The organism is Streptomyces sp. ISL-99, assembly GCF_018614005.1.
In the GTDB taxonomy this organism is placed as follows: domain Bacteria; phylum Actinomycetota; class Actinomycetes; order Streptomycetales; family Streptomycetaceae; genus Streptomyces; species Streptomyces flavidovirens.
Genome location: NZ_JAGGPC010000007.1, coordinates 139,850 through 166,141 on the forward strand (window position 1 = coordinate 139,850; position 26,292 = coordinate 166,141).

General features: G+C 68.7%; 27 protein-coding genes. 12 read left to right on the forward strand and 15 right to left on the reverse strand.

Going from position 1 to position 26,292, the window contains the following annotated elements:
* Positions 1-85 precede the first annotated feature (85 nt).
* From J7E91_RS04855 to J7E91_RS04865, 3 genes are read right to left on the reverse strand one after another with little or no spacing between them, the layout of a single operon-like run.
* The gene (locus J7E91_RS04855) at positions 86-862 is read right to left on the reverse strand and encodes an AIM24 family protein (RefSeq protein ID WP_214899455.1); all 777 of its coding nucleotides are present in this window, start codon (positions 860-862) and stop codon (positions 86-88) included.
* Positions 863-873: 11 nt separating this feature from the next.
* Positions 874-1,524, reverse strand: coding sequence for an AIM24 family protein (locus J7E91_RS04860; RefSeq protein WP_214899387.1), 651 nt, complete (start codon positions 1,522-1,524; stop codon positions 874-876).
* Between the two features lies 1 nt (position 1,525).
* Entirely contained in the window at positions 1,526-2,164 is a 639-nt protein-coding gene (locus J7E91_RS04865; RefSeq protein ID WP_214899389.1) for an AIM24 family protein, read from the reverse strand.
* A gap of 130 nt (positions 2,165-2,294) precedes the next feature.
* Here J7E91_RS04865 and J7E91_RS04870 point away from each other — a divergent pair, with 130 nt between their 5' ends.
* The 4 genes from J7E91_RS04870 (at position 2,295) to J7E91_RS04885 (ending at position 6,823) form a co-directional block, all read left to right on the forward strand.
* The gene (locus J7E91_RS04870; RefSeq protein ID WP_214899391.1) at positions 2,295-2,639 is read left to right on the forward strand and encodes a DUF3817 domain-containing protein; all 345 of its coding nucleotides are present in this window, start codon (positions 2,295-2,297) and stop codon (positions 2,637-2,639) included.
* Positions 2,636-2,929, forward strand: coding sequence for an MTH1187 family thiamine-binding protein (locus J7E91_RS04875; protein ID WP_214899393.1), 294 nt, complete (start codon positions 2,636-2,638; stop codon positions 2,927-2,929). Before J7E91_RS04870 ends, J7E91_RS04875 begins: the two co-directional genes overlap by 4 nt.
* Positions 2,930-3,088: 159 nt before the next feature.
* Positions 3,089-4,864, forward strand: coding sequence for a glycosyltransferase family 2 protein (locus J7E91_RS04880; protein ID WP_374224620.1), 1,776 nt, complete (start codon positions 3,089-3,091; stop codon positions 4,862-4,864).
* Positions 4,865-4,867: 3 nt separating this feature from the next.
* Positions 4,868-6,823 carry a kelch motif-containing protein gene (locus J7E91_RS04885; protein WP_214899396.1) on the forward strand — a complete coding sequence of 652 codons (1,956 nt, stop codon included), beginning with the start codon at positions 4,868-4,870 and terminating at the stop codon, positions 6,821-6,823.
* A 25-nt stretch (positions 6,824-6,848) separates the two neighbouring features.
* On the opposite strand, the gene J7E91_RS04890 is transcribed toward J7E91_RS04885, so the two are convergent.
* Complete coding sequence (locus J7E91_RS04890; RefSeq protein ID WP_214899397.1) at positions 6,849-7,892, reverse strand: glycoside hydrolase family 6 protein; 1,044 nt, start codon at positions 7,890-7,892, stop codon at positions 6,849-6,851.
* 236 nt (positions 7,893-8,128) lie between these two features.
* On the opposite strand from J7E91_RS04890, the gene J7E91_RS04895 reads away from it, so the two are divergent.
* The 3 genes from J7E91_RS04895 to J7E91_RS04905 all read left to right on the forward strand — a co-directional run bounded on the left by J7E91_RS04895 (position 8,129) and on the right by J7E91_RS04905 (position 10,831).
* Entirely contained in the window at positions 8,129-8,638 is a 510-nt protein-coding gene (locus tag J7E91_RS04895) for a MarR family winged helix-turn-helix transcriptional regulator (RefSeq protein WP_214899398.1), read from the forward strand.
* An 81-nt stretch (positions 8,639-8,719) separates the two neighbouring features.
* On the forward strand, positions 8,720-9,046 hold the full coding sequence (locus J7E91_RS04900; RefSeq protein ID WP_214899399.1) for a DUF3817 domain-containing protein: 327 nt from the start codon (positions 8,720-8,722) through the stop codon (positions 9,044-9,046).
* 84 nt (positions 9,047-9,130) lie between these two features.
* Positions 9,131-10,831: a methylmalonyl-CoA mutase gene (locus J7E91_RS04905; RefSeq protein WP_214899400.1), complete on the forward strand. Its 1,701-nt coding sequence runs from the start codon at positions 9,131-9,133 to the stop codon at positions 10,829-10,831.
* Positions 10,832-11,271: 440 nt separating this feature from the next.
* Here J7E91_RS04905 and J7E91_RS04910 read toward each other — a convergent pair whose 3' ends face one another.
* Positions 11,272-11,877: a DUF2867 domain-containing protein gene (locus J7E91_RS04910; protein ID WP_214899401.1), complete on the reverse strand. Its 606-nt coding sequence runs from the start codon at positions 11,875-11,877 to the stop codon at positions 11,272-11,274.
* 108 nt (positions 11,878-11,985) lie between these two features.
* Between J7E91_RS04910 and J7E91_RS04915 the strand changes: the two genes are divergently transcribed.
* Complete coding sequence (locus J7E91_RS04915; RefSeq protein WP_214899403.1) at positions 11,986-12,546, forward strand: TetR/AcrR family transcriptional regulator; 561 nt, start codon at positions 11,986-11,988, stop codon at positions 12,544-12,546.
* 92 nt (positions 12,547-12,638) lie between these two features.
* On the opposite strand, the gene J7E91_RS04920 is transcribed toward J7E91_RS04915, so the two are convergent.
* The gene (locus tag J7E91_RS04920; protein ID WP_214899405.1) at positions 12,639-12,830 is read right to left on the reverse strand and encodes an RNA-binding protein; all 192 of its coding nucleotides are present in this window, start codon (positions 12,828-12,830) and stop codon (positions 12,639-12,641) included.
* Positions 12,831-13,054: 224 nt separating this feature from the next.
* Entirely contained in the window at positions 13,055-13,735 is a 681-nt protein-coding gene (locus J7E91_RS04925; protein ID WP_214899406.1) for a TetR/AcrR family transcriptional regulator, read from the reverse strand.
* A gap of 363 nt (positions 13,736-14,098) precedes the next feature.
* Between J7E91_RS04925 and J7E91_RS04930 the strand changes: the two genes are divergently transcribed.
* The 4 genes from J7E91_RS04930 to J7E91_RS04945 all read left to right on the forward strand — a co-directional run bounded on the left by J7E91_RS04930 (position 14,099) and on the right by J7E91_RS04945 (position 18,362).
* On the forward strand, positions 14,099-15,079 hold the full coding sequence (locus J7E91_RS04930; RefSeq protein ID WP_214899408.1) for a tetratricopeptide repeat protein: 981 nt from the start codon (positions 14,099-14,101) through the stop codon (positions 15,077-15,079).
* A gap of 587 nt (positions 15,080-15,666) precedes the next feature.
* On the forward strand, positions 15,667-16,299 hold the full coding sequence (locus tag J7E91_RS04935; RefSeq protein ID WP_214899410.1) for a DUF6230 family protein: 633 nt from the start codon (positions 15,667-15,669) through the stop codon (positions 16,297-16,299).
* A gap of 97 nt (positions 16,300-16,396) precedes the next feature.
* The gene (locus tag J7E91_RS04940; protein ID WP_214899413.1) at positions 16,397-16,951 is read left to right on the forward strand and encodes a DUF6114 domain-containing protein; all 555 of its coding nucleotides are present in this window, start codon (positions 16,397-16,399) and stop codon (positions 16,949-16,951) included.
* Positions 16,941-18,362: a hypothetical protein gene (locus tag J7E91_RS04945; protein ID WP_214899457.1), complete on the forward strand. Its 1,422-nt coding sequence runs from the start codon at positions 16,941-16,943 to the stop codon at positions 18,360-18,362. The genes J7E91_RS04940 and J7E91_RS04945 overlap by 11 nt, the downstream gene beginning before the upstream one ends.
* A 107-nt stretch (positions 18,363-18,469) precedes the next feature.
* Here the strand turns inward: J7E91_RS04945 and J7E91_RS04950 are convergent, their stop codons facing one another.
* The 8 genes from J7E91_RS04950 to pta all read right to left on the reverse strand — a co-directional run bounded on the left by J7E91_RS04950 (position 18,470) and on the right by pta (position 26,098).
* Complete coding sequence (locus J7E91_RS04950) at positions 18,470-19,147, reverse strand: hypothetical protein (protein WP_214899415.1); 678 nt, start codon at positions 19,145-19,147, stop codon at positions 18,470-18,472.
* Positions 19,144-19,656, reverse strand: a complete 513-nt coding sequence (locus J7E91_RS04955; protein ID WP_214899416.1) for a hypothetical protein — start codon at positions 19,654-19,656, stop codon at positions 19,144-19,146. Before J7E91_RS04955 ends, J7E91_RS04950 begins: the two co-directional genes overlap by 4 nt.
* Positions 19,656-20,603 carry a hypothetical protein gene (locus J7E91_RS04960; protein ID WP_214899418.1) on the reverse strand — a complete coding sequence of 316 codons (948 nt, stop codon included), beginning with the start codon at positions 20,601-20,603 and terminating at the stop codon, positions 19,656-19,658. Before J7E91_RS04960 ends, J7E91_RS04955 begins: the two co-directional genes overlap by 1 nt.
* On the reverse strand, positions 20,600-20,758 hold the full coding sequence (locus tag J7E91_RS04965; protein WP_214899419.1) for a hypothetical protein: 159 nt from the start codon (positions 20,756-20,758) through the stop codon (positions 20,600-20,602). Before J7E91_RS04965 ends, J7E91_RS04960 begins: the two co-directional genes overlap by 4 nt.
* The gene (locus J7E91_RS04970; protein WP_214899420.1) at positions 20,755-21,057 is read right to left on the reverse strand and encodes a WXG100 family type VII secretion target; all 303 of its coding nucleotides are present in this window, start codon (positions 21,055-21,057) and stop codon (positions 20,755-20,757) included. The genes J7E91_RS04965 and J7E91_RS04970 overlap by 4 nt, the downstream gene beginning before the upstream one ends.
* Before the next feature lie 207 nt (positions 21,058-21,264).
* Positions 21,265-22,695, reverse strand: coding sequence for a pyruvate kinase (gene pyk, locus J7E91_RS04975; RefSeq protein ID WP_214899421.1), 1,431 nt, complete (start codon positions 22,693-22,695; stop codon positions 21,265-21,267).
* 74 nt (positions 22,696-22,769) lie between these two features.
* Positions 22,770-24,026, reverse strand: a complete 1,257-nt coding sequence (locus tag J7E91_RS04980) for an acetate kinase (protein ID WP_214899422.1) — start codon at positions 24,024-24,026, stop codon at positions 22,770-22,772.
* Complete coding sequence (gene pta / locus J7E91_RS04985; RefSeq protein WP_214899423.1) at positions 24,023-26,098, reverse strand: phosphate acetyltransferase; 2,076 nt, start codon at positions 26,096-26,098, stop codon at positions 24,023-24,025. The genes J7E91_RS04980 and pta overlap by 4 nt, the downstream gene beginning before the upstream one ends.
* Between the last annotated feature and the right edge of the window lie 194 nt (positions 26,099-26,292).

Here is a 26,292-nt window from a genome sequence, read left to right on the forward strand (position 1 = left end):
TGAATACTGGACGAAGTTGCGGAATGTGACGCCCGGCACGCAACAAGGGCGCACACGTTCGACGTCACACTCCGCAGACTACCGCTCACAGCCCGAAGCGACGCTGGAGGTCCCCCAGCTGACCGGGAAGACGCGGTGCGCCGCCCGGTTGCCCCTGCCCCGCGCCCTGGCCGCCGGGCACCCCCGCCTGGGACGGGACCGCGCCCGTGGCCTGCTCCGCCATAAGGAGTTCGGTGGACTGGAGCAGTACGGTGCCGGCCCCGACGAACTCGAACTGGTGCTCCTCGCCCGACGTACCGCCGATGCCGGTCAGTGACCTGATCCCGCCCATGACGCCTGTCATGTACCCGTGGTCGTAGTGGTGGCACGGGGACGGGCAGTCCGCCCAGCCCACGAGTGCCTGCGGGTCCACGCGGATCGGGGGCTCCATGAAGACCACGGGGCCGTTGGAGGCCGCCACGAACTTGCCGGTGCCGATGAGGGTGAGGAAGCCCGGAACGATCGACTGCTTGAGCGCGAGGCTCGGCTCGTACGCCAGGAGATTGCCGGAGCGGATGGTCAGGTTGCCGTTGTCGAGGTCGAAGCTGTTGACGTCGAACGCGCGGTCCGCGAGCAGCATCTTGCCCTGGCCCTCCGCCACCACCCAGTCGCTCGCGTGCAGCGGCGAGTGGAAGCTGGTGCGCAGGAGGCGGTCGAAACGGCCGTGGCCGATGCCGTTGAAGTCGATGCGCCCGTAATAGGCGATCATCTTGCCCTTCTGCAGGAACCACTGGCTCCCCTTGAGCTCCACGCAGAAGGTGTACGGATTGACGTTGTCGTCGGAGGGGAGCGTGTGCGGGTCGAAGACCACAGGTCTTGCCAGCATGGGGGTGGTCACAGCTTTTCCTCCGAGGCCTGTACGTACACCGCGCCGTTGCCGGACAGCTCCAGCTGGAAGGCCTCGCCCGAGCCGCGGCCCACCATGTCGCGCCAGCCGAGTGCGGTGGAGAGCTTGTTGCGTACGTCGCCGTGGTGCGCGACGTACGCCTGCGGGTCGACGTGGATCGGCCGCTGGGGGGTGATCGGGATCTCGATCACGCCGCCGTGCGCCATCACGGCGACCGCGCCGTGGCCCTTGAGGGTGGTGGTGAACAGGCCCTGACCGGTCACCTGGCCGCGCACCATGCCCATGACGCCGCCCTGCGAGCCCATGAACATCGTGCCCTGGGTGAGGGTGCCGTCGAAGGCCAGGAGGCGGTCCGCCTCGACGCAGAGGGTGTCGCCGGTCAGGTTGATCACCTGGATGTGGTGGCCGCCGTGCCCGAACATCACCGTGCCCGAGCCCTCGACCGTCATCAGAGGCGTCGACTCGTTGGCGACCCGGCGGCCGATCATGGACATCACGCCGCCCTGGCCGCCCTGGACGTTCGGCGTGAAGGAGACATCGCCCTGGTACGCGAGCATCGCGCCACGCTGGCTGAACATCTTCTGGCCGGGCGCGATGTGCGCCTGGACCATGCGTGAATTGATCTCGGTGAATGGCATGTCAGACGTCGCCCCCGACGGTGTTGCGCTCGCTCGGCTGCACGTAGACGAGTCCCTCGCCCTCGAAGCGGATCTGGAACGCCTCGCCCGAGCCCTCGCCGACCAGCGTGCGGAAGGTGACACCCGACTGGAAGTGCTGCTGGAGGTTGCCCTGGTGCGCGATGTACGCACCGGGGTCGACCTGGAGCGGGTACTGGGCGGAGACGCGCAGGACGACGGCCGGGCCGTCCGACATGATCGCCGCCTGGCCGGTGCCCTCCACGGTCGTGGTGAACAGGCCGTTGCCGGTCGCGCCGCCGCGCAGCCCGGTGAAGGAGGTGCCGGTGCGCAGGCCCGCGTCCGTACACAGGAGGTTGCTGGATTCGACGTACAGCTTGTCGCCGTGCAGCGAGACGAGGTTGATCTCGCTCGCGCGGTCGGCGAAATAGCACGTGCCGTGGCCCTTCACCTCCATGACGGTCATCTGCTCGCCGGTGAGGCGGCGGGTCACCATGCCGCGCACGCCCTCGCCGCCGCCGGACATCTTCTTGAAGGCCATCTGGCCGTCGTACGCGACCATCGAGCCGTTTTTCGCTTTGACGGCGTCGCCGGTCATGTCGACGGCGAGCACCTTGCTGCCTTGGAGTCGGAACTGAGCCACGTGAGTGACGGTATCCCGTGACCCGGACCCTGATAAAGGGCGGCGCCGGCGGGCTGCCACAATGGGACGCGAGCTTGTGCGTCCGTTCACAAGATCGACAGTTCCCTGCGACGACGAAGGTTGCCCCTCCGTGGACATCAAGACCGCTTCCGCACTCCGCCGCCTCCGCCTGGTGTCCGTACCCGAGGCGGTTTCCTGGTTGCTGCTGATCGTCTGCTCGGTGCTCAAGCGCACGACGGAATTCAACGCGGTCCCCGTCATGGGTGCGATCCACGGTGTGCTCTTCATCCTGTACGCCCTCTTCTGGGCCGACGCCTGGAACCGGACCAAGTGGTCGCTGAAGACCGCCGCCTTCTACATCGTGATGTCCGTCCTGCCGACCGGCGGCTTCTTCGCCGACAAGCGCCTCAAGCGCGAGGCCGAGGACGCCGTCATCGCGGGCCGCGCCCGCCAGGAGAGCGTGGTCAAGGGATGATCGTCGCCTTCTCCGTCAGCCCGCTGGGCGTGGGCGAGGACGTGGGGGAGTACGTCGCCGACGCGGTGCGCGTGGTGCGCGAGTCCGGACTGCCCAACCGCACCGACGCCATGTTCACCTCGATCGAGGGTGAGTGGGACGAGGTGATGGACGTCGTCAAGCGCGCCGTCGCCGCCGTCGAGGCCCGCGCCCCGCGCGTGTCGCTGGTCCTGAAGGCCGACATCCGGCCCGGTGTCACCGACGGCCTGACCTCGAAGGTCGAGACGGTGGAGCGCCATCTGGGTGCCTGAACCTGTTGACGCGAAGCCCCCGACCGCAGCCGCGGTCGGGGGCTTCGTCGTTCAAACTGCCGCGCGCCAAAAACCGCCCGCTCGGACGACCCGGTTCGACACGCCGCCAAATGTCCTTTTATGTGGGGGTATCGAACGCCCTCGACTGCGGGAGGCACAGTGCGGCCGAACGGCTACGACTACGAGACCCACAGCCGGCTCGCCGGGCCGCTGACGGAGCCCGGCACCACCGCGTACCGCGTTCAGTACCGAAGTCTGATGGCGCAGGAGCCGCACCGAATACGCGCCGTACTGCTGATGACGCTGGCTCCGCTGCTCTCGGCGCTTCTGCTGGTCTACCTGGTCTGGCCGACCCACTGGACCGAACGGGAGGGCGGCGACCGCTGGCTGGTCCATCTGGACAGGGTGATGCTGGCCTCGATCGGCATGATCATGTTCTTCATGCTGGTCAACGTGGTGTCGATCGCACACGCCACGATGGTCGCCAGGGACCCGGTACCCGTCACGCCCGAGCCGGGCACCCGGGTCGCGTTCCTCACGACGTACGTACCGGGCAAGGAAGCCCTGTCCATGGTGCGCGCCACACTCGAAGGCGCGGTCGCGCTGCGGCACGACGGGCCGCTCGACATCTGGCTCCTCGACGAGGGCAACGACGAGCAGGCGCGGGCGCTCTGCGCGGAGCTGGGCGTACGGCACTTCACCCGCAGCGGCGTACCGGAGTGGAACACCAGGAGGGGCCCGCACCGGGCGAAAACCAAGCACGGCAACTACAACGCCTGGATCGCCATGCACGGCGACAACTACGACTTCTTCGCCTCCGTCGACACCGACCACGTGCCGCTCCCCAACTTCCTGGAACGGATGCTCGGTTACTTCCGCGACCCGGACATCGCCTTCGTCGTCGGACCGCAGGTGTACGGCAACTACGACAAGTGCGTCACCAAAGCCGCGGAGTCGCAGCAATTCCTGTTCCACGCGCTGATCCAGCGCGCGGGCAACCGCTACGGCGCCCCCATGTTCGTCGGCACCAACAACGTCGTACGGGTCCGGGCCCTCAAGCAGGTCGGCGGCCTGTACGACTCCATCACCGAGGACATGGCCACCGGCTTCGAGCTGCACCGCAGGAGGAACCGGGAGACCGGGCGGTTCTGGCGGTCCGTCTACACGCCGGACGTGCTCGCCGTCGGTGAGGGACCGTCCTCCTGGACCGACTTCTTCACGCAGCAGCTCCGGTGGTCGCGCGGGACGTACGAGACGCTGTTCAAGCAGTTCTGGAAGGCACCCTTCCGGGTGCCGCCGGGCCGGCTGCTCACGTACACCCTGATGCTCGTCTACTACCCGATGACGGCCGTCAACTGGCTGCTCGGCATCCTCAGCTGCGTCCTGTTCCTGTGGTTCGGGGCGTCCGGCACCCAGGTCTCGTCCTCCGTCTGGCTGATGCTCTACAGCGACGCGGCGGCCCTCCAGGTCGGGCTCTACCTGTGGAACCGGCGGCACAACGTCTCGCCGCACGAGCCCGCGGGCTCCGGCGGCCTGGCCGGCATGGCGATGTCCGCGCTCTGCGCGCCGATCTACGCCAAGTCCCTGGGCTCGGCGGTGCTGCGCACCCGTGGCAGGTTCGTGGTCACGCCCAAGGGCGGCGAGGCGAGCCCCGACCGGCTGCTGACCTTCCGCATCCACCTGTTCTGGGCGGCCGTGCTGGTCAGCTCGCTGGTGGCGTCCTTCCACCTGGGTCACACCCACGTGGCGATGCGTACCTGGTCCGTACTGGCGCTCCTCATCGCACTCTCGCCGGTCGCGGTGTGGTGCTGGACCTCCGCGCGTGAGCGCGCCGCGGCCAAGGTGGTCAGGCCCGCCAAGGGCGTCACCACGAGCAGCGCGATGCCGGGCGAGGAGCCGGAGCCCGCGTTCGCCACGACGACCGGAGGGAACTGAACCATGGGCTACCGGCCTACGAAGAAGTTCAAGAAGACCCTGCTGGGCGGCGGAGCCGTCGTGGTGCTCGCGGGACTCAACGCCCCGGCGGCGCTGACCTTCGCGGAGGAGAAGTACCACGCGTACAAGATCGCCCAACCCGGCTACAAGGCGCGGTACGGCTCCTGGTCGACCGTCGACATACCGGAGGAATACCGTACGAACGCGATCCACGCGGCCCTGCTCAACACCGGCAAGGTGCTGATCATCGCGGGCTCGGGCAACGAGCAGAAGAAGTTCGACGAGGGCACCTTCGAGACCGTGCTCTGGAACCCGCAGGACAACTCCTTCAAGCTGGTCCCGACCCCCGAGGACTTCTTCTGCGCCGGGCACGCCCAACTGCCCGACGGACGGCTGCTGGTGGCGGGCGGCACCGCGCGTTACGAGGTGATGGGCGAGAAGGTCATGCGGGCCGGCGGCGGAATGCGCGTCAAGAACGAGAACCCGGACAAACCCATCACCTTCAAGAAGGGCACCCGTTTCCGCTCTCCCTCCGGCGTCACGTACGTGTCGAAGTTCGACGTGACCGTGCCGAAGGCGAAGCGCGAATTCAAGATCTCGTACGCCAAGAGCGGGCGCATGCTGCCCTGGAAGACCACGGTCAAGGCAGCAGAGGCGCGGGTCTTCGTCGAGGCCGTCGAGGAGGGGCCGCAGGCCGTCACGAAGCAGTCCGCGCAGTACGAGATCGTGGGGCTCAAGGGCGAGGACGCCGACAACACGTATGGCCTCGCCGAGGCGATCACCATGGACAAACAGGACTTCCAGGGGATCAGGGCGGCGTACGAATTCGACCCGAAGACGGAGAAGTACATACCCGTCGACCCCATGAAGGAGGCCCGCTGGTACCCGACGCTGGTCACCCTCCAGGACGGCAGAGTGCTCGCCGTCTCCGGGCTCGACGACGTCGGCGCCATCCTGGCCGGTGACAACGAGTACTACGACCCGAAGACGAAGAAGTGGTCGAAGGCGCCCTTCCGGTACTTCCCGACGTACCCGGCGCTCTTCCTCACCAAGGGCGGCAAGCTCTTCTACTCCGGTGCGAACGCCGGCTACGGGCCCGCAGACAAGGGCCGCGAGCCAGGCATCTGGGACCTGCGGAAGAACACCTTCAAGAAGGTCGGCGGGCTGACCGATCTCGACCAGACCGAGACCGCTGCCTCGCTGGTCCTGCCGCCCGCGCAGGACCAGCGGGTGATGATCCTCGGCGGCGGCGGAGTCGGCGAGTCCGACAAGGCGACCGGCCGTACGGCGATCATCGACCTGGACGAGGACAGCCCGGCCTTCAAGACCGGACCCCAACTCCCGCAGGGCACCCGCTACTTGAACAGTGTCATCATGCCGGACGACACCGTCTTCACCAGTGGCGGTTCGACGGACTACCGGGGGCGCGGCGCCAGCAACATCCTCAAGGCGCAGTTCTACGACCCGAAGACGAACGCCTTCAAGGAGGCGGCCGAGCCGACGGTGGGCCGCAACTACCACTCCGAGGCGCTGCTGCTGCCCGACGGCCGGGTGGTGACCTTCGGCTCCGATTCGCTTTTCGGCGACAAGGACAACACGAAACTCGGCAAGTTCGAGCAGCGGATGGAGGTCTACACGCCGCCGTACCTCTTCCGCGACAAGGCGCGGCGTCCGGTGCTGGGGACCGGGCCGCGCGAGCTGGCCGCGTCGGGGAAGGCGACGTACAAGACCGCGCATCCGGAGCGGATCGCACGGGCCAGGCTGATGCGGCCGAGCGCGGTCACGCACACGACGGACGTCGAGCAGCGCTCGATCGAACTGGGCCTGACGAAGGGCCGGGGCGAGGTGACGGTGCAGGTGCCGGGCGACAAGTCGCTGGTGCCGCCCGGCTGGTACATGCTCTTCGTCACCGACGGCGAGGGGACGCCGTCGGAGGCGAAGTGGATCCACGTGCCGTGAGGTTTCCGGAGGTTTCCTTCTCGGCTCACGTCTTCGCGCGGCGGGCGAGCCCCAGGGCGTAGTCCGGCCACCAGGTGCCCGCCGCCGGGCCGCCGCGGCACTCGCCGTCGGAGTCGCCCGGCCGCTTGATCCACAGGTACGCGTCGAGCAGCGGGTCGTCGGTGCGGTCGCTGGGCGGCGTACCGAGGGCGCGGCCGGTGGGGTTGCACCAGGCGTCGGTACGGCCGCCGGAGAGCGGGCCTTTGCCGTTGCGGCTGCTGTCGATGACGTAGTGGGTGCCGCCGAGGAGGGCGGACAGCCGGGCGCCGAAGGACTTGACGGCGGCGTCCGTCTGGAAGTTGGAGACGTTGAGCGAGATGCCGTCGGCCCGGTCGACGCCGGCCCGCTTGAGGGGATCCACGAGCTTGGCGGGATCGTCGATCCAGGCCGGATTGCCCGCGTCCAGATACACCTTGGTCTTCGGCTGCTGCTTGAGCCGGTCGACCGCCTCGGAGAGCAGCTCGGTGCGCTCGTCGTGCTCTTCGGGTGGCGTGCAGCCGTCCACGATGTGCGGTACGGCGTCCGGCTCCAGGATCACGATGGCCGGGGCAGAGCCGATGCTGTCGGCGAACGAGCCGATCCAGCGGCGGTAGGTGTCGGCGTCGGCGGCCCCGCCGGCGGAGTGCTGGCCGCAGTCGCGGTGCGGGATGTTGTACGCGACGAGTACGACGGTCCGGCCGTCCTTGGCGGCGCCGCGTACGGCGTTCGTGATGCCGGGCGCCGGGTCGTCCCCGGCCGGCCAGTCGGCCACCGGCCGCTCGGAGATACGCCGCAGAACGTCGGCGTCGGCGCTGCGGCCCTGCGCGTCCCACACCCTGACCTGGCGGGCGGCGTCGCTTTCCGGGTCGACCCAGTACGGGGACGAGTCCCGGCTCTCCCCCTGGCTCTGCCGGCTCTGCGCGGCGGCGGACTCACCCGCCTGCCCGGACCCGGGCCCGGAGCCGCCGGAGTCGGAGCAGGCGGCGACGCCCAGCGCGAGGAAGGCGACGGCTGCGGCGATGAGCGAGCGGGTCGGTCTGCGGCCGGACATCCAGCCCCCTTGAACGGTTCGACTGGGCGACGATATGGACCGGGCAATCGTTACATAGCGCGTATATCGCCTCCGGCTGCGACACCGGCGGAGGTCCGGCGGACTGGTGGTCGGGGTGGGGGTGGTGGTCGGGGTGGTCGTGGTGGTCGGGGTGGGGGTTGGTCGTGGCGGCTCGAAATCGACCGAAGCGCGAGACGGGGATGTTCACGATATGACCGGCCGGTAAGGTCGACGCCGTGCCGAAGCCGCTCAGCCTCCCGTTCGATCCCATCGCCCGAGCCGACGAACTCTGGCGGCAGCGCTGGGGACCCGTCCCCTCGATGGCCGCGATCACGTCGATCATGCGCGCGCACCAGATCCTGCTCGCCGAGGTCGACGCCGTCGTCAAGCCGTACGGACTGACTTTCGCGCGGTACGAGGCGCTGGTGCTGCTCACCTTCTCCAAGCAGGGCGAGCTGCCGATGTCCAAGATCGGCGAGCGGCTCATGGTCCACCCGACGTCCGTCACGAACACCGTCGACCGGCTGGTGAAGTCCGGCCTCGTCGACAAGCGCCCGAACCCGAACGACGGCCGGGGCACGCTCGCCTCGATCACCGAGAAGGGCCGCGAGGTGGTGGAGGCGGCGACCCGCGACCTGATGGCGATGGACTTCGGGCTCGGCGCGTACGACGCCGAGGAGTGCGCGGAGATCTTCGCGATGCTGCGGCCGCTGCGGGTGGCGGCGCACGACTTCGAGGAGAAGTAGGACGCGGTACGGGCGCGACACGGGCGGCCGCCGCCCGCCCCGCCCGAAGATCGCCCATTGAACCCGGTTACGCTCACTGCCATGAAGTCGAATGTGCTGTCCCGATACCGGGTGATGGCGTACATCACCGCCGTGTGGCTGCTGGTGTTCACCGCGGCGATCATCGCGAAGTACGGGTTCGCGACCGGCGACACCATGCTGATCTCGCAGATCCACGGTGTGCTGTTCATCGTCTACGTCGTCTTCGCCTTCGATCTCGGCACCAAGGCGAAGTGGCCGTTCGGCAAGCTGCTGTGGGTGCTGGCGGCCGGCTGTATCCCCTTCGCCTCCTTCTTCGTCGAGCCGAAGATCAGCCGCGAGGCCCGTCCGCTGATCGCGGACGCGAGCCCGGCCACGGCGAAGGCGTAACCCTGGGCTCACCGACCGCCACGAGCGAGGCTCGTGGCGGTTTGCCATCGACATTTACTAGGACGTCCTAGTAAATTCGAAGGTATGGACGCTGAAGCGATTGAGGAAGGCCGCCGCCGCTGGCAGGCCCGTTACGACAAGGCCCGCAAGCGCGACGCGGACTTCACCACGCTCTCCGGAGACCCCGTAGACCCCGTGTACGGGCCGCGCCCCGGTGACACGTACGAGGGATTCGAGCGGATCGGGTGGCCCGGGGAGTACCCCTTCACCCGTGGCCTGCACCCGACCGGCTACCGGGGCCGGACCTGGACCATCCGCCAGTTCGCCGGCTTCGGCAACGCCGAGCAGACGAACGAGCGCTACAAGATGATCCTGGCGAACGGCGGTGGCGGCCTGTCCGTGGCCTTCGACATGCCGACGCTGATGGGCCGCGACTCGGACGAGCCGAAGTCGCTCGGCGAGGTCGGACATTGTGGAGTCGCGATCGACTCGGCGGCCGACATGGAGGTCCTGTTCAAGGACATCCCGCTGGGCGACGTCACGACATCGATGACGATCAGTGGCCCGGCCGTCCCGGTCTTCTGCATGTACCTGGTCGCGGCGGAGCGCCAGGGGGTGGACCCCGGGGTCCTCAACGGCACGCTCCAGACCGACATCTTCAAGGAGTACATCGCGCAGAAGGAGTGGCTCTTCCAGCCGGAGCCGCACCTGCGCCTGATCGGCGACCTGATGGAGCACTGCGCGCGCTCCATCCCCGCGTACAAGCCCCTTTCCGTCTCCGGCTATCACATCCGTGAGGCGGGAGCGACGGCCGCGCAGGAGCTGGCGTACACGCTGGCGGACGGTTTCGGATACGTCGAGCTGGGGCTGTCGCGGGGCATGGACGTGGACCACTTCGCGCCGGGCCTGTCGTTCTTCTTCGACGCGCACGTGGACTTCTTCGAGGAGATCGCGAAGTTCCGTGCGGCGAGGCGGATCTGGGCGCGGTGGATGCGGGACGTGTACGGCGCGCAGACGGACAAGGCGCAGTGGCTGCGGTTCCACACGCAGACGGCGGGCGTCTCGCTGACCGCGCAGCAGCCGTACAACAACGTGGTGCGTACGGCGGTCGAGGCCTTGGCGGCGGTGCTGGGCGGCACGAACTCGCTGCACACGAACGCGCTGGACGAGACGCTGGCGCTGCCGAGCGAGCAGGCGGCGGAGATCGCGCTGCGGACGCAGCAGGTGCTGATGGAGGAGACGGGCGTCGCGAACGTGGCGGACCCGCTGGGCGGCTCCTGGTACATCGAGCAGCTGACGGATCGGATTGAGGCGGACGCGGAGAAGATCTTCGACCAGATCAAGGAGCGGGGGACGCGGGCGCATCCGGACGGCCGCCATCCGATCGGCCCGGTCACGTCGGGGATCCTGCGCGGGATCGAGGACGGCTGGTTCACGGGTGAGATCGCGGAGTCGGCGTTCCAGTACCAGCGGTCGGTGGAGAAGGGCGACAAGCGGGTGGTGGGCGTGAACTGCCACCACGGTTCGGTGACGGGCGACCTGGAGATCCTGCGGGTGAGCCACGAGGTTGAGCGCGTGCAGGTCCGGACGCTGGCGGAGCGAAAAGCGGCTCGGGACGACGCGAAGGTACGGGCATCGCTGGACGCGATGCTGGCGGCGGCGCGCGACGGCTCGAACATGATAGAGCCGATGCTGACAGCGGTACGGGCGGAAGCGACCCTGGGCGAGATCTGCGGCGTACTGCGCGACGAGTGGGGCGTTTACACGGAGCCGCCGGGATTCTAGGAGGGTGAGGGCGCTGGCGGCCCCGGGGCGTTGGTTGCGTCTGGGGTGGGGGCCGCCTTTGCCAAGGTTGGCGTCGGAGGCCCGCCCCTCAAGGGCGCTCCTGCGTCGCGTCGCCTGCGGCGATTGCGCTTCGCTTAACCCTTGACCGCCGGACCTCCGCCGCAATGCTTCTGGGGGGGGGCGGCCCCCGGGGGGAGCCCGGGGAAGGCCCGGCGATTGGTTGCTCATGCGCTGCCGGGTGGCGGGTGTGTGGGTGGGGCGCGGACGGTCCAGGGGGCGGCTCGGCCCCTGGTTCGGCGGGTGCGTGTACGGCCGTTTGGCTGGACATCCCCATTCCACACGTACACGCACACTGGGCACCTGCGCAGGTGGGCGCCCGGCCGGTGACGGGTACTTCTGCGCATCCGTGTGATGCTTCCGGGCCGTCTTGTGTGGCGGCGTCAGCCCGCGCTCCTCTCGCCCGAGTTCGCGTGCCACCTCCGTCCGATCGATCGGATCAGCGCCGGATACACCCCGAGGTACCGGAAGGGCCTGATACCTGCCATGTAGACGGCGCCGAACAGCCCGTTCGGCTTCACGAGCACGGCCATCTGGCCGCGGTAACCGCCGGCCCCGTCCGGGACCCAGCCGATGTGCATCACCCCGTGCACGGTCCGGTTGGCCATCTCCGCCACCCACTCGTCGTGCGTCTGGTAGACGGAGGTGAACGGAAGCGTCGCGATGTCCGTCCCCCGAGGGCCCTCGCGAAGGTCCGTCGGCAACCTGTCCCGCAGCGTCCGCACCCGGGCGCCGATGGCGGTGTCGGGCTTGTCCCAGCCGAGCAATGCCCCGAGCTTCCAGCGGATCGCGAAGAGCAGGCGCGGCACGGGGGAGGAGACGGGTGACGCGTGGTCGGTGTCGGGGGTCGTGAACTGGCGCACGAGTCGTGCGTGGTCGTCGGGACCGCCTGGCGTCGGTAGCGCCCACACGTCTTCGAGGTGGAAGTCGTCCGCGATCTCGTGGATCCGCCAGGGGCGGGAGGTGTGCGCGGTTTTGGGGAGTCTCATGAGCAAGCCCCTATCTATACGATGGCGTATAGACGAAGCTAGCACCGTCTATACGGTGGCGTATATGCGGTGCCGTATAAACAAGGCTGAAGTGAGGCAACACACACCATGGGCGTGACCCGCACACCTCGCGGCAAATGGATCGAGGAGGGACTGCGCGCGCTCTCCGCCGGCGGCCCGGAGGCCGTCCGGATCGAGCCGCTGGCGCAGGCGCTCGGCGTCAGCAAGGGCGGCTTCTACGGTTACTTCGGCAACCGGGACGCGCTGCTCACCGAGATGCTCGACACGTGGGAGCACGAGGTCACCGAGCGGGTGATCGAGCAGGTCGAGAGCGGCGGGGGAGACGGCAGGACCAAGCTGGAGCGGCTGTTCACGATCGTCGCCTCGTTCGGCGACGGACCGATGACGGGCACCACGGCAGACCTCGCGATCCGCGACTGGGCCCGGCGCGACGAGGCCGTCGCGCAGCGACTCCGACGCGTCGACAACCGGCGAATGGAGTACCTGCGCTCGCTGTTCCGCTCGTTCTGCCCCGACGAGGACGACGTCGAAGTCCGCTGCATGATCACCTTCTCCGTGCGGATCGGCACCCACTTCATCGCCGCCGACCACGGCGGTCGCAGCCGCGTGGAGGTGATGGAGCTGACCAGGCAATGGCTCCTGAGGTAGACACCTCCTGGACGACGGCCGTCCGCATCGGACTGGGGAGAGGTGGCGCGGGGGATGTGTCGGACCGGGGCTTGGCTAGAAGTTCCCCAGCCTCACCGCGCGTTGGCTACTTTGACCGTGATCTTGTGGCCGTCCAGCTGTGTGCCGTTCAAAGCTCGGATCGCCGCGTCAGCTTCCTGTGCGTTGCTGAAGTTGACAAAGCCGAAGCCCCGGGAATCGCCGGTGTCGCGGTCGCGCATGACGAGGCTGTCCAGGACGTGACCGAAATCCGCCTGCATGGTCATGCTCCCTCGTTCGACGAACGCCCAGGACGCGCCGGCCCGACGCTCGAAAGGGAGTGGCGCCGGCCACGACGGCCTGCGGCTCTGTGACCCTGCGGAACGGCCGCTCGTCCCCGTAAGACTGGCGCGTCAGCTGGTGCGAGTTGCCGCATGATGCCCGGACGTACGCATGAACATGCGCTAGCCACTCGAAGGTGTGACGATCAGGGCTTCGCGGTCGGCCGCTGTCAGGTCTGAGGAGAGGTCGCGGCTGCCGGTCCCGCCGTGAGGCCGTTCACCAGCAGGAGCGAGAAGGTGTGCGCCCAGTCACCGTCCACCGGTTCCGCGCTCACCAGGGCCCGGTGCACCACGGCGCCGGCGATGACGTCGAAGATCAGGTCCGCGTTACGGGCCGCCTGCGCGGGGTCCTCCTCGTACGGCAGCTCGCCGCGCGCCTGCGCCCGTTCCCGGCCGAGCAGCACCAGGCGCTTCTGGCGGTCGACGATCGCCGAGCGGATACGTTCACGCAGTGCCTCGTCGCGTGTCGACTCCGCGACCACCGCCATCAGCGCGGTCTTGGCCTCGGGCCGGTCCAGCAGCGCGGCGAACTGGAGGACCACGCCCTGGATGTCAGCCGTCAGGCTGCCCCGGTCGGGGAGCCGGAGTTCGTCGAAGAGGACGGCCACGGCGTCGACGACCAGCTCGCTCTTGTTCGCCCAGCGGCGGTACAGCGTCGTCTTGGCCACGCGGGCCCGGCTCGCCACGTCGCTCATCGTCAGCTTCGACCAGCCCAGTTCCACCAGCGCCGCCCTCGTCGCCTCAAGGATCGCGGCATGGGCCTCGACGCTGCGGGGGCGGCCGGTGCGGGAGGGAGTCTGGGTGCTGTGTGAGGGGTGTGGGGGGCGGCTCGATGGCATGAGCGCGACCATACCGGCCGGTAGGTGGTGTACGTGGCGTGTAGATAGCCGGGTGGCGGGTGTCAGCGCGGTCCGTGAGGGAGATCACCGTATGAGGGCGCACGGCGGCCCGTTTTCGAGTTACGCTACGACCAGTAGCGAAAGAGCGACAGCCACTGGCGCGAGGGTGGGGACCCCGCGCCGAAACCGGTCCTCCTCGGGACCCTGGGCCGTGTTCGTCCGTACGCCCCGCAACCGGCGGGGGGCTGCGGGCGGGCGCGGTTCGTGCATCCGGTTCACGTATCCGGTGGCGATTCGGTGGCCGTACCGCCGTGTACTGGCACCGGACGGGCACAAGTTTTTCTCTACCGCGCGCGAAAGGGGGAGGATGTACGCATGCAGCCTAGGAACATGTCCATGAGCGGCGTCGTCGACCTCGCCGCGGTGAAGGCAGCCGGCGAAGCCCGGCAGAAGGCGGAGCAGGCGCGCGCCGAGGCCGCCAGGGGCGGTGGGGGCGGCGGAGCCGTTGCCCCGGCCGGTCTGGTGATCGATGTCGATGAGGCCGGCTTCGAGCGCGATGTCCTCCAGCGCTCCGCCGAAGTCCCGGTCGTCATCGACTTCTGGGCCGAGTGGTGCGAGCCGTGCAAGCAGCTCGGCCCGCTTCTCGAGCGCCTCGCCGTCCAGTACAACGGTCGCTTCCTCCTCGCCAAGGTGGACGTCGACGCCAACCAGATGCTGATGCAGCAGTTCGGGATTCAGGGGATCCCGGCCGTCTTCGCGGTGGTCGCGGGACAGGCGCTGCCGCTCTTCCAGGGCGCGGCCCCCGAGGCGCAGATCCGAGAGACGCTGGACCAGCTGATCCAGGTCGCGGAGGAGCGCTTCGGTCTGACGGGTATCGCCGTCGATGCGGAGGCGGGCGCCGGTGCGGGTGCGGCCGAGCCGGCCGAGACACCTGCCGGTCCGTACGACGCGCTGCTCGAAGCGGCGGCGCGCGCGCTGGACGCGAACGACTTCGGCGGCGCGGTGCAGGCGTACAAGAACGTGCTGGTCGACGACCCGGGCAATACCGAGGCCAAGCTGGGCCTCGCGCAGGCCGAACTCCTCGCGCGCGTCCAGGGGCTCGATCCGCAGCAGGTGCGCAAGGACGCGGCCGAGAACCCGTCCGACGTCGCCGCGCAGATCGCCGCGGCCGACCTGGATCTGGTCGGCGGACACGTGGAGGACGCCTTCGCGCGTCTGGTCGACACGGTGCGGCGTACGGCCGGTGACGACCGTGACGCCGCGCGAGTGCGGTTGCTGGACCTCTTCGAGGTGATCGGCGGCGACGACCCGCGCGTGGCGCAGGCGCGAGCCGCGCTGGCGAGGGTGCTCTTCTGACCGGTGGTATCCCTGGTGCAACCAGGGTTGATTTGGCGACACAGTGACAAGAGGCGGCCGCGCTTTACTGAAACTTGGTAAACGCGGCCGCTGTTACTCGTAGTAAGTCCATCAAGGTGTTCTGCCCGTTTCTGGGCGACAATCACTGCGTTTCTGCCGTCACTTGGCGGCACCGTCCGTGGCCCCTCGATACCGGCCGGTCGCGCTTCGGTTATCCGGCCGTTACTAGCGAGTAACGAACCCCTTGTGTCCCGGCCTCGAATGCACCACGATCGGCCACGCTCGGTCCAATACCGCACCAGCCCGACAGCCAATCGGTGCCGCGGTCCCGTTGGTTCCCCACCGAGCCGGTCGGCGACAGTGGCGCCGGCCGTGGACAGGGGGGTCTCTGCCGAACGGCGGGGCCTGTCCAGCAGGTTGCGCGAATGCGTGGCCAGTGGTTGTCGCTCGGGGGTGATCGCCGGTGATTCGGAAGTCGTTCGCGCCTCCGATACGGGCGCTCTCCTTCCCGAGGACGTAGCACTTCTCCCATCCCCCTGCGGGCCCCTGCCCGTACCGGAGATGTACGTCCGAGAAGGAGGAAAGTCATGGAGTCTGCAGTTCGTGGCGGGACCAGATGGAAGCGGTTCGCCGTCGTCATGGTGCCGAGTGTGGCCGCGACGGCCGCGATAGGTGTCGCCCTCGCACAGGGCGCGCTCGCGGCGTCGTTCAGCGTCTCTGGCCAGAGCTTCAAGGTCAGCGCGGAGAGGCTCGAAGGTAAGGGCTTCTTCCAGTACGGAGGATTGGCCGAAGGCACCGACCTGGAGGGCAACAAGGCTGTCCACCCGGTCGCGGTGTCGGCGTTCAAGACCGCCGAGATCACCAAGATGTGCCAGTCGGTCGTGACGCCCAACGTCCCGGTCTTCGGCAACATCTCCCTCCAGCTCACCGCTGGCGGAAACGGTACGCCGGTCAAGGCAGAGAACCTGTACCTGGATGTCGAGGAGCTGGGCGCCAACGCCGAGTTCAAGAACATCGACATCGGTGTGGCGGCGGGCAAGGCCACCAAGGGCCCGGGTATCCAGCCGGGCACCAGGGCCAACCCGTACGGCTTCTCGCAGCAGGCCGACGAGGCCGTGCTGACGAAGGTGAAGCAGAAGGCGTGGGCCACCACGGCCGGCACCTTCAAGCTCAGTGGTCTGAGCATGAAGCTCCACAAGGGCGTCAAGGAGTGCTACTAAGCACTCCTTCTGCGGGCGGGGCACGTGATACGTCGTCCCGCCCGCTGTCCCTCCCTCATCTCTGCACAGCAACACCGGTTCCAGGGAGCTGTTTTCCATGAGCGCCGAGTCCTCGGGTCCGAGCCGCGATTTCACTTACTGGCGGCTGCGCTTTCGTGCCTGGCGGGGCGGCCGGCCGTTCTGGGCGGGCCTGCTCACCGTTCTGGGCGGTGTGCCGATCGCCTGGCTTCCGTACGCCGAAATCAAGATCGGCCACCTCACGATGGCCATGGCCACCACCGCGGGAGCGGGCTCACTGATCATCGGCGTACTGCTCGTCACTCTCGGCCTGACCATGTGGTACCACCACATCGTCCGGGTCTTCGCGGGCGTCGCCTCGATTCTGCTGGCGCTCGTCTCGATCCCCGTGTCCAATCTGGGCGGCTTCGGGGTCGGCTTCCTGCTGGCGCTGACCGGCGGAGCCCTGTCCATCTCCTGGGCACCGGCCAAGCCGGACGCGCCCGGTGAGTACGCGGCCGGTACGGGTCAGGCCCCGCCCGTGCCCGTGGGCGGCGAGCCGGTCGGCGGCCCGGGTGGCCCGGCCGGCACGGACCACACGTACGCAACCGACACATCTGTTGACGCCAATGGCGGGAGGAACAGTGCGGGGTGACGAGGCGGAGCTGACCGCGGCCGGAGGCGACCGGGCCCGTGAAAGAAGCGGGCCGCGTCACGCGGCCCCGAAGAAGTCGCTCCTGACGAAGCTGCAGATACCCGCGGGCAAGGCGATGGCTCTGGCCGCGATGCCCACGGCGGTGTTCGTCGGCATGGGGCTCACCCCGAAGCTGGCACTCGCCGACGACCAGGTGACGAACCCCTTCGCCCCCGGCCCCTGCGTAACCCGCTCCGACACCCCCGAGCCGGACGCCTCCGGGTCCGAGTCCCCGTCGGCCAAGCCCTCGGCGTCGGCCACCCCGAGTCCGGGCACCACGCCGGACAAGCCGGCCGAGACGCCGAAGCCCGGCGAGACCCCGGACGCGAGCGCGAGCAGCACCGCGCCTCCCACCGCTCCGACGACCGAGCCCACCAAGGAGCCGGAGGCGGGCAAGACCGTCACGCAGACGCCGACTCCGACTCCGACTCCGACTCCGACGGAGAGCGAGACCAAGAACCCGCTCGACCCGCTGGGTGTGGGTGACGCGATCAAGGACGTACTCGACGGGCCGGACAAGGAAACCGCTGCTCCGGAGCCCTCCGATACGGAGCCCGCGGCCGACGGCAACAGCTCGACGACCAAGCCCGACGCCGACAAGCCGGATGCCGACAAGCCGGATGCCGACAAGCCCGATGTCGACAAGCCCGACGCCGGAGACCCGAAGGACCCGGCTGCCGAGAACCCGGTGGGTGACGCGGTGAGCGACGCGGCCGACAAGACCAAGGACGCCATCAGGGACGCGGCGGACAAGGCGGGCGTCAAGGTCGAGGAGCTCGGGGACGAGGCCAAGGGCACTGCGGACGACGCGGCCGACGGGGACGACGCGGCCGACGGCAAGGCGGACGACCCCGCGGCCGACGCCGACGGCAAGAAGCCCTTCCCCTGCCCGACGGCGGACCCCGAGGCCCTCGCGAACGCCGAGCTCGAACAGGACATCCCGGACCTGCCGGACGACCCGTGGATCCTGGAAAGCTCGATGCTCACCCTGCGCGGGCTCGACTACAAGGGCATCGTCGAGGTCAGGACCGGCAGCGGCAAGATCAAGAAGGTCCTGAAGTTCACCGCCGAGGAAACCGACATCAACGACCTTCACCAGAAGGTCGTCGGCCCCAACGGCACCACGGCCCACGTCCAGGCGGCCAGCGGCTCCAAGTCGACCATTCGCAACGGCACGGTCACCATGTACACGGAGGAGCTGAAGGGCAACCTCTTCGGCCTCATCCCGGTCACGTTCAGCCCGGAGACCCCGCCGCCGCTGAATGTCCCGGTCGCCATGTTCACCAACGTCAAGGTGACCCAGGCCGGCCAGTTCGGCGGCACGCTCAAGGTCCCCGGCCTGCACAACTTCTTCACCGGCGCCAACAGCTGATCCCCCAGGCCCTCCCGGGAGCCGCAGACAGGCATGTGGCCCGCATCCTCATCGAGAATGCGGGCCACACCCATGCGCAGGAGAAGACACGGGAGTCTCCTCTTCGCCTACCCGAAGTCAGCTCTGACCTGATCGATGACGGCGCCTCGTCGTTCGCCGCAGTTTTCCGTGGCGGGGGGAGGCTCTGCGCCGCTGGAGACCGTGAGGTCGTGGGCGGACTTCGACAGCAGCGATACGTAGAAGGGGAGATCCGGCAGCGACGGAGTGGTGAGGCTCAGGACGAGGAGCCGGCCCATGCGGGTCAGGGGGAGGTAGACGTCGGCACGGGCGAGGGGCAGGGAAGGTGCCGTGTCGTCCCCCGGCTCGGACTGCCATTGAAGGCCGCACAGCACGAGCACGCCCGGACCCGCCGGGACACGGAGGTGCTCGACCGTGTTGTTCTCGTTCACGGACAGCGCCTCGAAAAGGCCGCGTGCCGACAGCTCGGCGTCCGGCTCGTCCAGCGGGTCGAGCCGGGCCAGCAGGGAGGCGGTGGTGAGGCGCCCGTCCGGTGCCTCGTCCAGGCAGAAGCCGGCGTAGAAGGAATTCTCCGCGAGGGCGTGGTCGGCCATTTCGCGGTACGAGTGGAAGGCGACTTCGCGTTGGAAATCGCTTCCGGTCGGCCAGATCTCCTTCGCGATGGACCAAAGCTGTTCGACCTGGGCCTCGGGGGCCAGGTCAAGCCCCAAGGAGCGGAATCCACCGGGGATGTCCAGATGCAATTCCGGTTCGGCAGGGGAGGTCATGCCACTTCCTCCCACAGCTGTCCTTCGAAGATGCGCAGACTCTTTCCGATGCTGCCGTCACCCGCGAGGCGAAGCCCGTGGGAGGCAACGATCTGTTCGATGGTGTTCTTCGGGATGCCGCGGTAGTCACGGGGACGGAGCGTGAGCCCCTTGCTTCCTGAGCTCGCCTTCCACCTGGGAGCGTGGAAGAGGGAGGTGGCAAGAGTGAAGCGCTGGGTGCGGAGTTCCTCGGCGAGTACGGCGACCTTCTGCTCCAGGTGAGCCTTTCGCTTTGCCGGGTCACGCGACATCTGGAAGCGCAGGCTGCGCAGCGAAGTTGCCCGTGCCACGGCGCGGCGAGGGTCGATCCCGTCGGCGGAAGTGGCGTCTCCAACAATCTTGACTGCCATGACCGCGATGCGTGCCAGGACTTCGAGGGGAATGGCGATCCACTGCACGGCGAACCAGAGGAGCAGTGCCGATCGGGGAAGTACCGGAAGTACCGGGGCGTCGGTTGGGGGATTCGTCATCACTTTTGTCCTGTGACGCTGTCGTAGATGCCGCTTGCGGTGCTGGGCACCTGGGACGCGAGTAGGGGGCCTTTCGACCACCAGGAGGTGGGATCAAGCGACCCGTCGGCGCGGAACGCAGACTGCAGGGAATCGATGTTCCGCACTCCGGGGATACGCCCGATGACCTCGCTGAGCCCTCTTTCGCCGATGCTCGCACCAAGGTTCTTGGCCACTGAGTGCTCCCAGGCGAGTTCGGCAATGCGTGCGGCGTGCATCGCCTCATCGACACTGCGTCCGGCGGTCGTAACCACCTTCACCGTGCCGGTGATCGCGGTCTTCGCGAACGCCGCTCCGGGGACGATGCCGATCGCGTCGTCCGCGAGGGTCATCAGTCCGACGTCGGCCCCGCCGATCTTCGCCGCACCGTGTGAGAGCAGGGCCCCCGCCGAGAATCCCGCACTTGCCAGGGCGAGCGCCCCGGACAGCGGCGGGCACCACAGGGTCAGTAGCGCCAGGATGCCGAGTACGGCGGAGATGTTTCCCAGCCAGTCACCGATCTTGTTCAGCAGGTCTTTGTTCCTGGCGCACCACTCCTGGATGGAGTGCCCGATCTCCTTGAACTTGTCGCCGAGCCGGTCCCAGAAGCCGGGATCGGGAGCGCCGTCCGTCGCCTTTCGCATCTGCCCCGCGACCTTGCGGGCCTCGTCCTGGTGTTCCTCAAGCAGTTGCTCGGCCCGCTTGATGATCTCCTCGAGTTCGCGCTGGGCCTGATCCAACTGCGCCGACGCGCCGGAGAGTTCACCGTCCGCCTGCTTCAGTCGCGCGTTCGCCGCGTCGACCTTCGCCTGGGCCTCCTGGAGGGCGGGGCCGGTGAAGACCTGGCCCGTCAGCCGGAACGCGGGGTCGGCCGCCGCCCGGTTGTAGCGGCCGGTCGCGGCGTCGTTGGCCTTCTCCGCCGAGGTCACCTTTCCCTTGGCTTCCTTGGCCTCAGGCGTTTGATGCTGTTCTGCGCGGTGTCGAGCGCGGTCGCGGCCTTTTTGGTACGCGCGGCGAGCGAGCCCACGTTGCCGGAGTCACCGGGCGCGGGGTCGAAGCCGAGCGTGGGGTACTTGTCGCTCACTTCCCGCCGCCCTTCGCGGCGAAGCCGTCCCGGATGGCCGCTTCGACGTCCCGGTAGGTGTCGCGGGTCTGCTTGAGCTTGTCCTCGATGACCTGCGTACCATCCGCGATCTTCTTGATCGCGTCGTCCCAGCTGTCGTGGAACTCGTCGCAGGCGTTGTCGAGTTCCTTGCTGCCCGTAGTCTTCGGGCCGGTGTCGCGCAGCGCGTTCAGCGCCGAGCGCATCTCCTCCTGGCTCCGGTGGAGTTCTCTGACGAGCCCGTCCAGTTCGCCGATCTCGACTTTGAAGCCTGCACCCATCGCGCCGTGCTCCCCCATGTCTCAGTTCACGGTCGTCAACGTTCGTCACACGCACGTTAATCGGCAGGCGCCAGTGGTGCCGAAGCGGGTTCTGCCCGTTCGCCAAACCTTCACAGCGCGTCTTCACGGCGGGTCCTCACAGCTGTGGCCCGCACCGAGTGGTCGTGACTTCGGTGCGGGCCACAGCTGTTGCGTACAGAAGCGGTACTAGGCGCTCTCGCCGCCGCCCAGGTGGTGGACCCGGACCATGTTGGTGGTGCCGGGGACGCCGGGGGGCGAACCGGCGGTGATGATCATGGTGTCGCCCTGGTTGTAGCGCTGGAGCTTGAGCAGCTCGGCGTCGACGAGGTCGACCATCGCGTCGGTGTTGTCGACGTGCGGCACGACGAAGGACTCGACGCCCCAGCTCAGCGCGAGCTGGTTGCGGGTGCCGACGTCGGTCGTGAAGGCCAGGATCGGCTGCGCCGCGCGGTAGCGGGACAGCCGACGGGCCGTGTCGCCGGACTTGGTGAAGGCGACCAGCGCCTTGCCGTTCAGGAAGTCCGCGATCTCGGCGGCCGCGCGGGCGACGGAACCGCCCTGCGTACGCGGCTTCTTGCCCGGCACCAGCGGCTGGAGGCCCTTGGACAGGAGCTCCTCCTCGGCCGCTACGACGATCTTCGACATCGTCTTGACGGTCTCGATCGGGTACGCGCCGACCGAGGACTCCGCGGACAGCATGACCGCGTCCGCGCCGTCCAGGATCGCGTTGGCGACGTCGGACGCCTCGGCGCGCGTCGGGCGCGAGTTGGTGATCATCGACTCCATCATCTGGGTCGCGACGATCACCGGCTTGGCGTTGCGGCGGCACAGCTCGATGAGCCGCTTCTGCACCATCGGGACCTTTTCGAGCGGGTACTCGACGGCCAGGTCGCCACGGGCGACCATCACACCGTCGAACGCCATGACGACGCCCTCCATGTGCTCGACGGCCTGCGGCTTCTCGACCTTGGCGATGACGGGGACCCGGCGGCCCTCCTCGTCCATCACCTTGTGGACGTCCTTGACGTCGTCCGCGTCCCGTACGAAGGAGAGGGCGACCATGTCGCAGCCCATCCGCAGGGCGAAGCGCAGGTCCTCGACGTCCTTTTCGGAGAGGGCCGGGACGTTGACCGCCGCACCCGGCAGGTTGATGCCCTTGTGGTCGGAGACCACACCGCCCTCGATCACGATGGTGTGGACCCGCGGGCCCTCGACCGAGGTGACCTTGAGCTCGACGTTGCCGTCGTTGATCAGGATCGGGTCGCCCTTGGAGACGTCGCCGGGCAGACCCTTGTAGGTCGTGCCGCAGACCGACTTGTCGCCGGGGACGTCCTCGACGGTGATGACGAACTCGTCCCCGCGGACCAGTTCGACCGGGCCCTCCGCGAACTTCGCCAGCCGGATCTTCGGGCCCTGGAGGTCGGCGAGCACGCCCACCGCGCGGCCCGTCTCCTCGGCGGCCTTGCGGACCCGGTCGTACCGGCCCTGGTGCTCGGCATGGGTGCCGTGGCTGAAGTTGAATCGGGCCACGCTCATGCCGGCCTCGATCAGGGCGACGAGCTGGTCATGGGAGTCGACGGCGGGACCCAGTGTGCAGACGATTTTGGAACGGCGCATGAGGCGGATCCTATCGGTTTGTTTCTCTGCGGAATATTCCGTCTGGTGGAATGTACAAATGGGCGGGAGGCCGCTCAGGCGTTGACCAACGCATACGTCTGCCGGGCGATTTCCAGCTCCTCGTCGGTCGGTACGACAGCGACCGCGACCCGGGCGTACTCCGGCGAGATCAGCCGCGCCGAATCCGCCCGTACGGCGTTGAGATCCGCGTCCACCGCCAGTCCCAGCTCCTCCAGGCCCGCGATCGCCGCCGCGCGCACGGGCGCCGCGTTCTCGCCGACACCAGCAGTGAACACCACCGCGTCGACCCGGCCGAGAACGGCGTAGTAAGCGCCGATGTATTTCTTCAGCCGGTGGATGTAGATCTCGAAAGCCAGCAGCGCCCGCTGATCACCCTCGTCGATACGGCGGCGTATCTCCCGCATGTCGTTGTCACCGCAAAGACCGACAAGCCCGCTTTTCTTGTTCAGCAATACGTCGATCTCGTCCGTGCTCATTCCGGCGACCCGCTTGAGGTGGAACGTCACCGCGGGATCGATGTCACCGGAGCGCGTACCCATCACCAGACCCTCCAAGGGGGTCAGTCCCATCGATGTGTCCACGCACTCCCCGCCCCGCACGGCGGACGCCGAAGCCCCGTTGCCCAGGTGCAGCACGATGACGTTGACCTCGGACGGGTCCTTGCCCAGCAGCTTCGCCGTCTCGCGCGAGACGAAGGCGTGCGAGGTGCCGTGGAAGCCGTAGCGGCGGATGCGGTGCGCGTCGGCGGTCTCTATGTCGATCGCGTAGCGGGCCGCCGACTCGGGCATCGTCGTGTGGAAGGCGGTGTCGAAGACGGCGACCTGCGGCAGGTCGGGGCGCAGCGCCTGGGCGGTGCGGATGCCGGTGATGTTCGCCGGGTTGTGCAGCGGGGCGACCGGGACGAGCCGCTCGATTTCCGTCAGCACCTCGTCGGTGATCACGGTCGGCGCGCTGAACTTCAGGCCGCCGTGGACCACGCGGTGGCCGATGGCGGCCAGTTCGGGGGAGTCCAGGCCCAGCCCGTCGCGCGCGAGCTCGTCCGCGACCGCCTTCAGCGCGGCCTCGTGGTCGGCGATCGGGCCGGTGCGCTCACGCTTCCCGGAGCCTTCGCCGCCGTCGCCGGTGAGCGGGCTGTGCACCAGGCGCGAGGTCTCCTCACCGATCCGCTCGACCAGGCCGACAGCGAGGCGCGAGCTGTCGCGCATGTCGAGCAGCTGGTACTTCACCGACGACGAGCCGGAGTTGAGGACGAGGATGCGGTGGGCTGCGGTCACGGGTACGGCGCCTTCTCGGTTCGGGGTGGAAGTCATGCGTTCTCGCCCTGGGCCTGGATCGCCGTGATGGCGACCGTCTGGACGATGTCCTGCACCAGGGCGCCGCGCGACAGGTCGTTGACCGGCTTGTTCAGGCCCTGGAGGACCGGGCCGACGGCGACGGCGCCCGCCGAGCGCTGGACGGCCTTGTAGGTGTTGTTGCCGGTGTTCAGGTCCGGGAAGATCAGCACCGACGCCTGCCCCGCGACCTCCGAGCCCGGCAGCTTGGTGGCGGCGACCGACGGCTCGACCGCCGCGTCGTACTGGATCGGCCCCTCCACCAGCAGATCCGGGCGGCCGGCGCGCACCAGTTCAGTGGCCTCGCGCACCTTGTCGACGTCCGCGCCGGTGCCGGAGCTGCCGGTCGAGTACGACAGCATCGCGATCCGCGGGTCGACGCCGAACTTCTTCGCCGTGGCCGCCGACTGGACGGCGATGTCCGCGAGCTGGACGGCGTCCGGGTCCGGGTTGACCGCGCAGTCGCCGTACACCAGCACCTTGTCCGCGAGCAGCATGAAGAAGACGGACGAGACGATCTTGGCGTCCGGCTTGGTCTTGATGATCTCGAAGGCCGGGCGGATGGTCGCGGCGGTGGAGTGCACCGAGCCCGAGACCATGCCGTCGGCCAGGCCCTCGTGGACCATCAGCGTGCCGAAGTAGTTGGCGTCGCCCACCACGTCGTACGCCAGCTCCATGCTGACACCCTTGTGGGCGCGCAGCGCCGCGTACGTCTCGGCGAAGCGGTCGCGCAGCTCGGACGTCTGCGGGTCGATGAGCTGCGTCTTCGTGAGGTCGATGCCCAGGTCGGCGGCCTTCTTGCGCAGTACGTCGACGTCCCCGAGCAGCGTCAGGTCGCACACGTCGCGGCGCAGCAGCACATCGGCGGCGCGCAGCACGCGCTCCTCCGTGCCCTCGGGCAGCACGACGCGGCGGCGGTTCGAGCGGGCCCGCTCCAGCAGCTCGTGCTCGAACATCATCGGCGTGACGCGCCCGCTGCGGGCCACCGACATCCGGGCCAGCAGGTCGGCGGTGTCGACGTACCGCTCGAAGAGGCCGAGCGCGGTCTCCGCCTTGCGGGGGGTCGCGGCGTTCAGCTTGCCCTCCAGGGCGAAGAGCTCACCGGCGGTCGGGAACGAACCGCCGGCCACCGAGACCACCGGGGTGCCGGGCGCCAGGCGCGCGGCCAGGGTGAGCACCTCGTCGCCGGGGCGCTCGTCGAGGGTCAGGAGTACGCCCGCTATGGGCGGGGTCCCGGCGCTGTGCGCGGCGAGCGCGCCCACCACCAGGTCGGCGCGGTCGCCGGGGGTCACGACGAGGCAGCCGGGGGTCAGGGCGTTCAGGAAGTTCGGCAGCATTGCGCCGCCGAAGACGAAGTCCAGGGCGTCGCGCGCCAGACCCGCGTGGTCTCCGAGCACCACCTTGCCGCCGAGGGCGTGGGTGATCTGGGCGACCGTGGGGGCGGCCAGCGCGGGCTCGTCGGGCAGGACGTAACAGGGGACCGGGAGACGGGCCTCCAGGCGCTCGGCGACCTCCGCGCGGTCCATCGGGGCGACCCGGTTGGCCACCATGGCGAGGACGTGGCAGCCGAGGGCCTCGTACGCGCGGTACGCGTTGCGGGTCTCGGCGCGCACCGCGTCGGCGGGTTGCTTCTTGCCGCCGACCACCGGGATCACCGAGGCACCGAATTCGTTGGCCAGGCGCGCGTTGAGGGCGAGCTCGTCAGGCAGCTGGGTGTCGGCGAAGTCCGTACCGAGGACGAGGACGACCTCGTAGTCCCGCGCCACCTGGTGGAAGCGGTCGACGATGCGGGTCACCAGCTCGTCGGTGCCCTTCTCGGCCTGGAGCGCCGACGCCTCCTGGTAGTACATGCCGTACCCGGTCTCCGGGTCCTGCGACAGCCGGTACCGGGCGCGCAGCAGGTCAAAGAGGCGGTCGGGCCCGTCGTGCACCAGGGGGCGGAACACGCCCACCCGGTCCACCTGGCGGGTCAGGAGCTCCATGACTCCCAGCTCGATGACCTGCCGGCCGTCTCCCCGGTCGATCCCGGTCACGTACACGCTGCGCGTCACGCGTGCTCTCCGTCCAGATAGGGTGGTCTTGCCCTCTTGACAATACCTGTGCGGGTGGATAGGGCGCCCGCCGGGCGGGGGATGTGCGGCCCCGGACCGATGGCCTCGCCGGGCCAGGTCCGCAGGTCTCCGCAACGTCCGCGTCCGGCCCGCGTCCGGCCCGATTCGGGCCCTGATGGAGGAGTAGCCGGAAG

Excerpts from the sequence above, each read along its gene's own strand:
- J7E91_RS04860 (WP_214899387.1), bottom strand. The coding sequence starts at position 1,524 with ATGCCATTCACCGAGATCAATTCACGCATGGTCCAGGCGCACATCGCG.
- J7E91_RS04875 (WP_214899393.1), top strand. The coding sequence starts at position 2,636 with ATGATCGTCGCCTTCTCCGTCAGCCCGCTGGGCGTGGGCGAGGACGTG.
- J7E91_RS04885 (WP_214899396.1), top strand. The coding sequence starts at position 4,868 with ATGGGCTACCGGCCTACGAAGAAGTTCAAGAAGACCCTGCTGGGCGGC.
- J7E91_RS04890 (WP_214899397.1), bottom strand. The coding sequence starts at position 7,892 with ATGTCCGGCCGCAGACCGACCCGCTCGCTCATCGCCGCAGCCGTCGCC.
- J7E91_RS04900 (WP_214899399.1), top strand. The coding sequence starts at position 8,720 with ATGAAGTCGAATGTGCTGTCCCGATACCGGGTGATGGCGTACATCACC.
- J7E91_RS04905 (WP_214899400.1), top strand. The coding sequence starts at position 9,131 with ATGGACGCTGAAGCGATTGAGGAAGGCCGCCGCCGCTGGCAGGCCCGT.
- J7E91_RS04910 (WP_214899401.1), bottom strand. The coding sequence starts at position 11,877 with ATGAGACTCCCCAAAACCGCGCACACCTCCCGCCCCTGGCGGATCCAC.
- J7E91_RS04915 (WP_214899403.1), top strand. The coding sequence starts at position 11,986 with ATGGGCGTGACCCGCACACCTCGCGGCAAATGGATCGAGGAGGGACTG.
- J7E91_RS04920 (WP_214899405.1), bottom strand. The coding sequence starts at position 12,830 with ATGACCATGCAGGCGGATTTCGGTCACGTCCTGGACAGCCTCGTCATG.
- J7E91_RS04925 (WP_214899406.1), bottom strand. The coding sequence starts at position 13,735 with ATGGTCGCGCTCATGCCATCGAGCCGCCCCCCACACCCCTCACACAGC.
- J7E91_RS04930 (WP_214899408.1), top strand. The coding sequence starts at position 14,099 with ATGCAGCCTAGGAACATGTCCATGAGCGGCGTCGTCGACCTCGCCGCG.
- J7E91_RS04935 (WP_214899410.1), top strand. The coding sequence starts at position 15,667 with ATGGAGTCTGCAGTTCGTGGCGGGACCAGATGGAAGCGGTTCGCCGTC.
- J7E91_RS04940 (WP_214899413.1), top strand. The coding sequence starts at position 16,397 with ATGAGCGCCGAGTCCTCGGGTCCGAGCCGCGATTTCACTTACTGGCGG.
- J7E91_RS04950 (WP_214899415.1), bottom strand. The coding sequence starts at position 19,147 with ATGACCTCCCCTGCCGAACCGGAATTGCATCTGGACATCCCCGGTGGA.
- J7E91_RS04955 (WP_214899416.1), bottom strand. The coding sequence starts at position 19,656 with ATGACGAATCCCCCAACCGACGCCCCGGTACTTCCGGTACTTCCCCGA.
- J7E91_RS04970 (WP_214899420.1), bottom strand. The coding sequence starts at position 21,057 with ATGGGTGCAGGCTTCAAAGTCGAGATCGGCGAACTGGACGGGCTCGTC.
- pyk (WP_214899421.1), bottom strand. The coding sequence starts at position 22,695 with ATGCGCCGTTCCAAAATCGTCTGCACACTGGGTCCCGCCGTCGACTCC.
- J7E91_RS04980 (WP_214899422.1), bottom strand. The coding sequence starts at position 24,026 with ATGACTTCCACCCCGAACCGAGAAGGCGCCGTACCCGTGACCGCAGCC.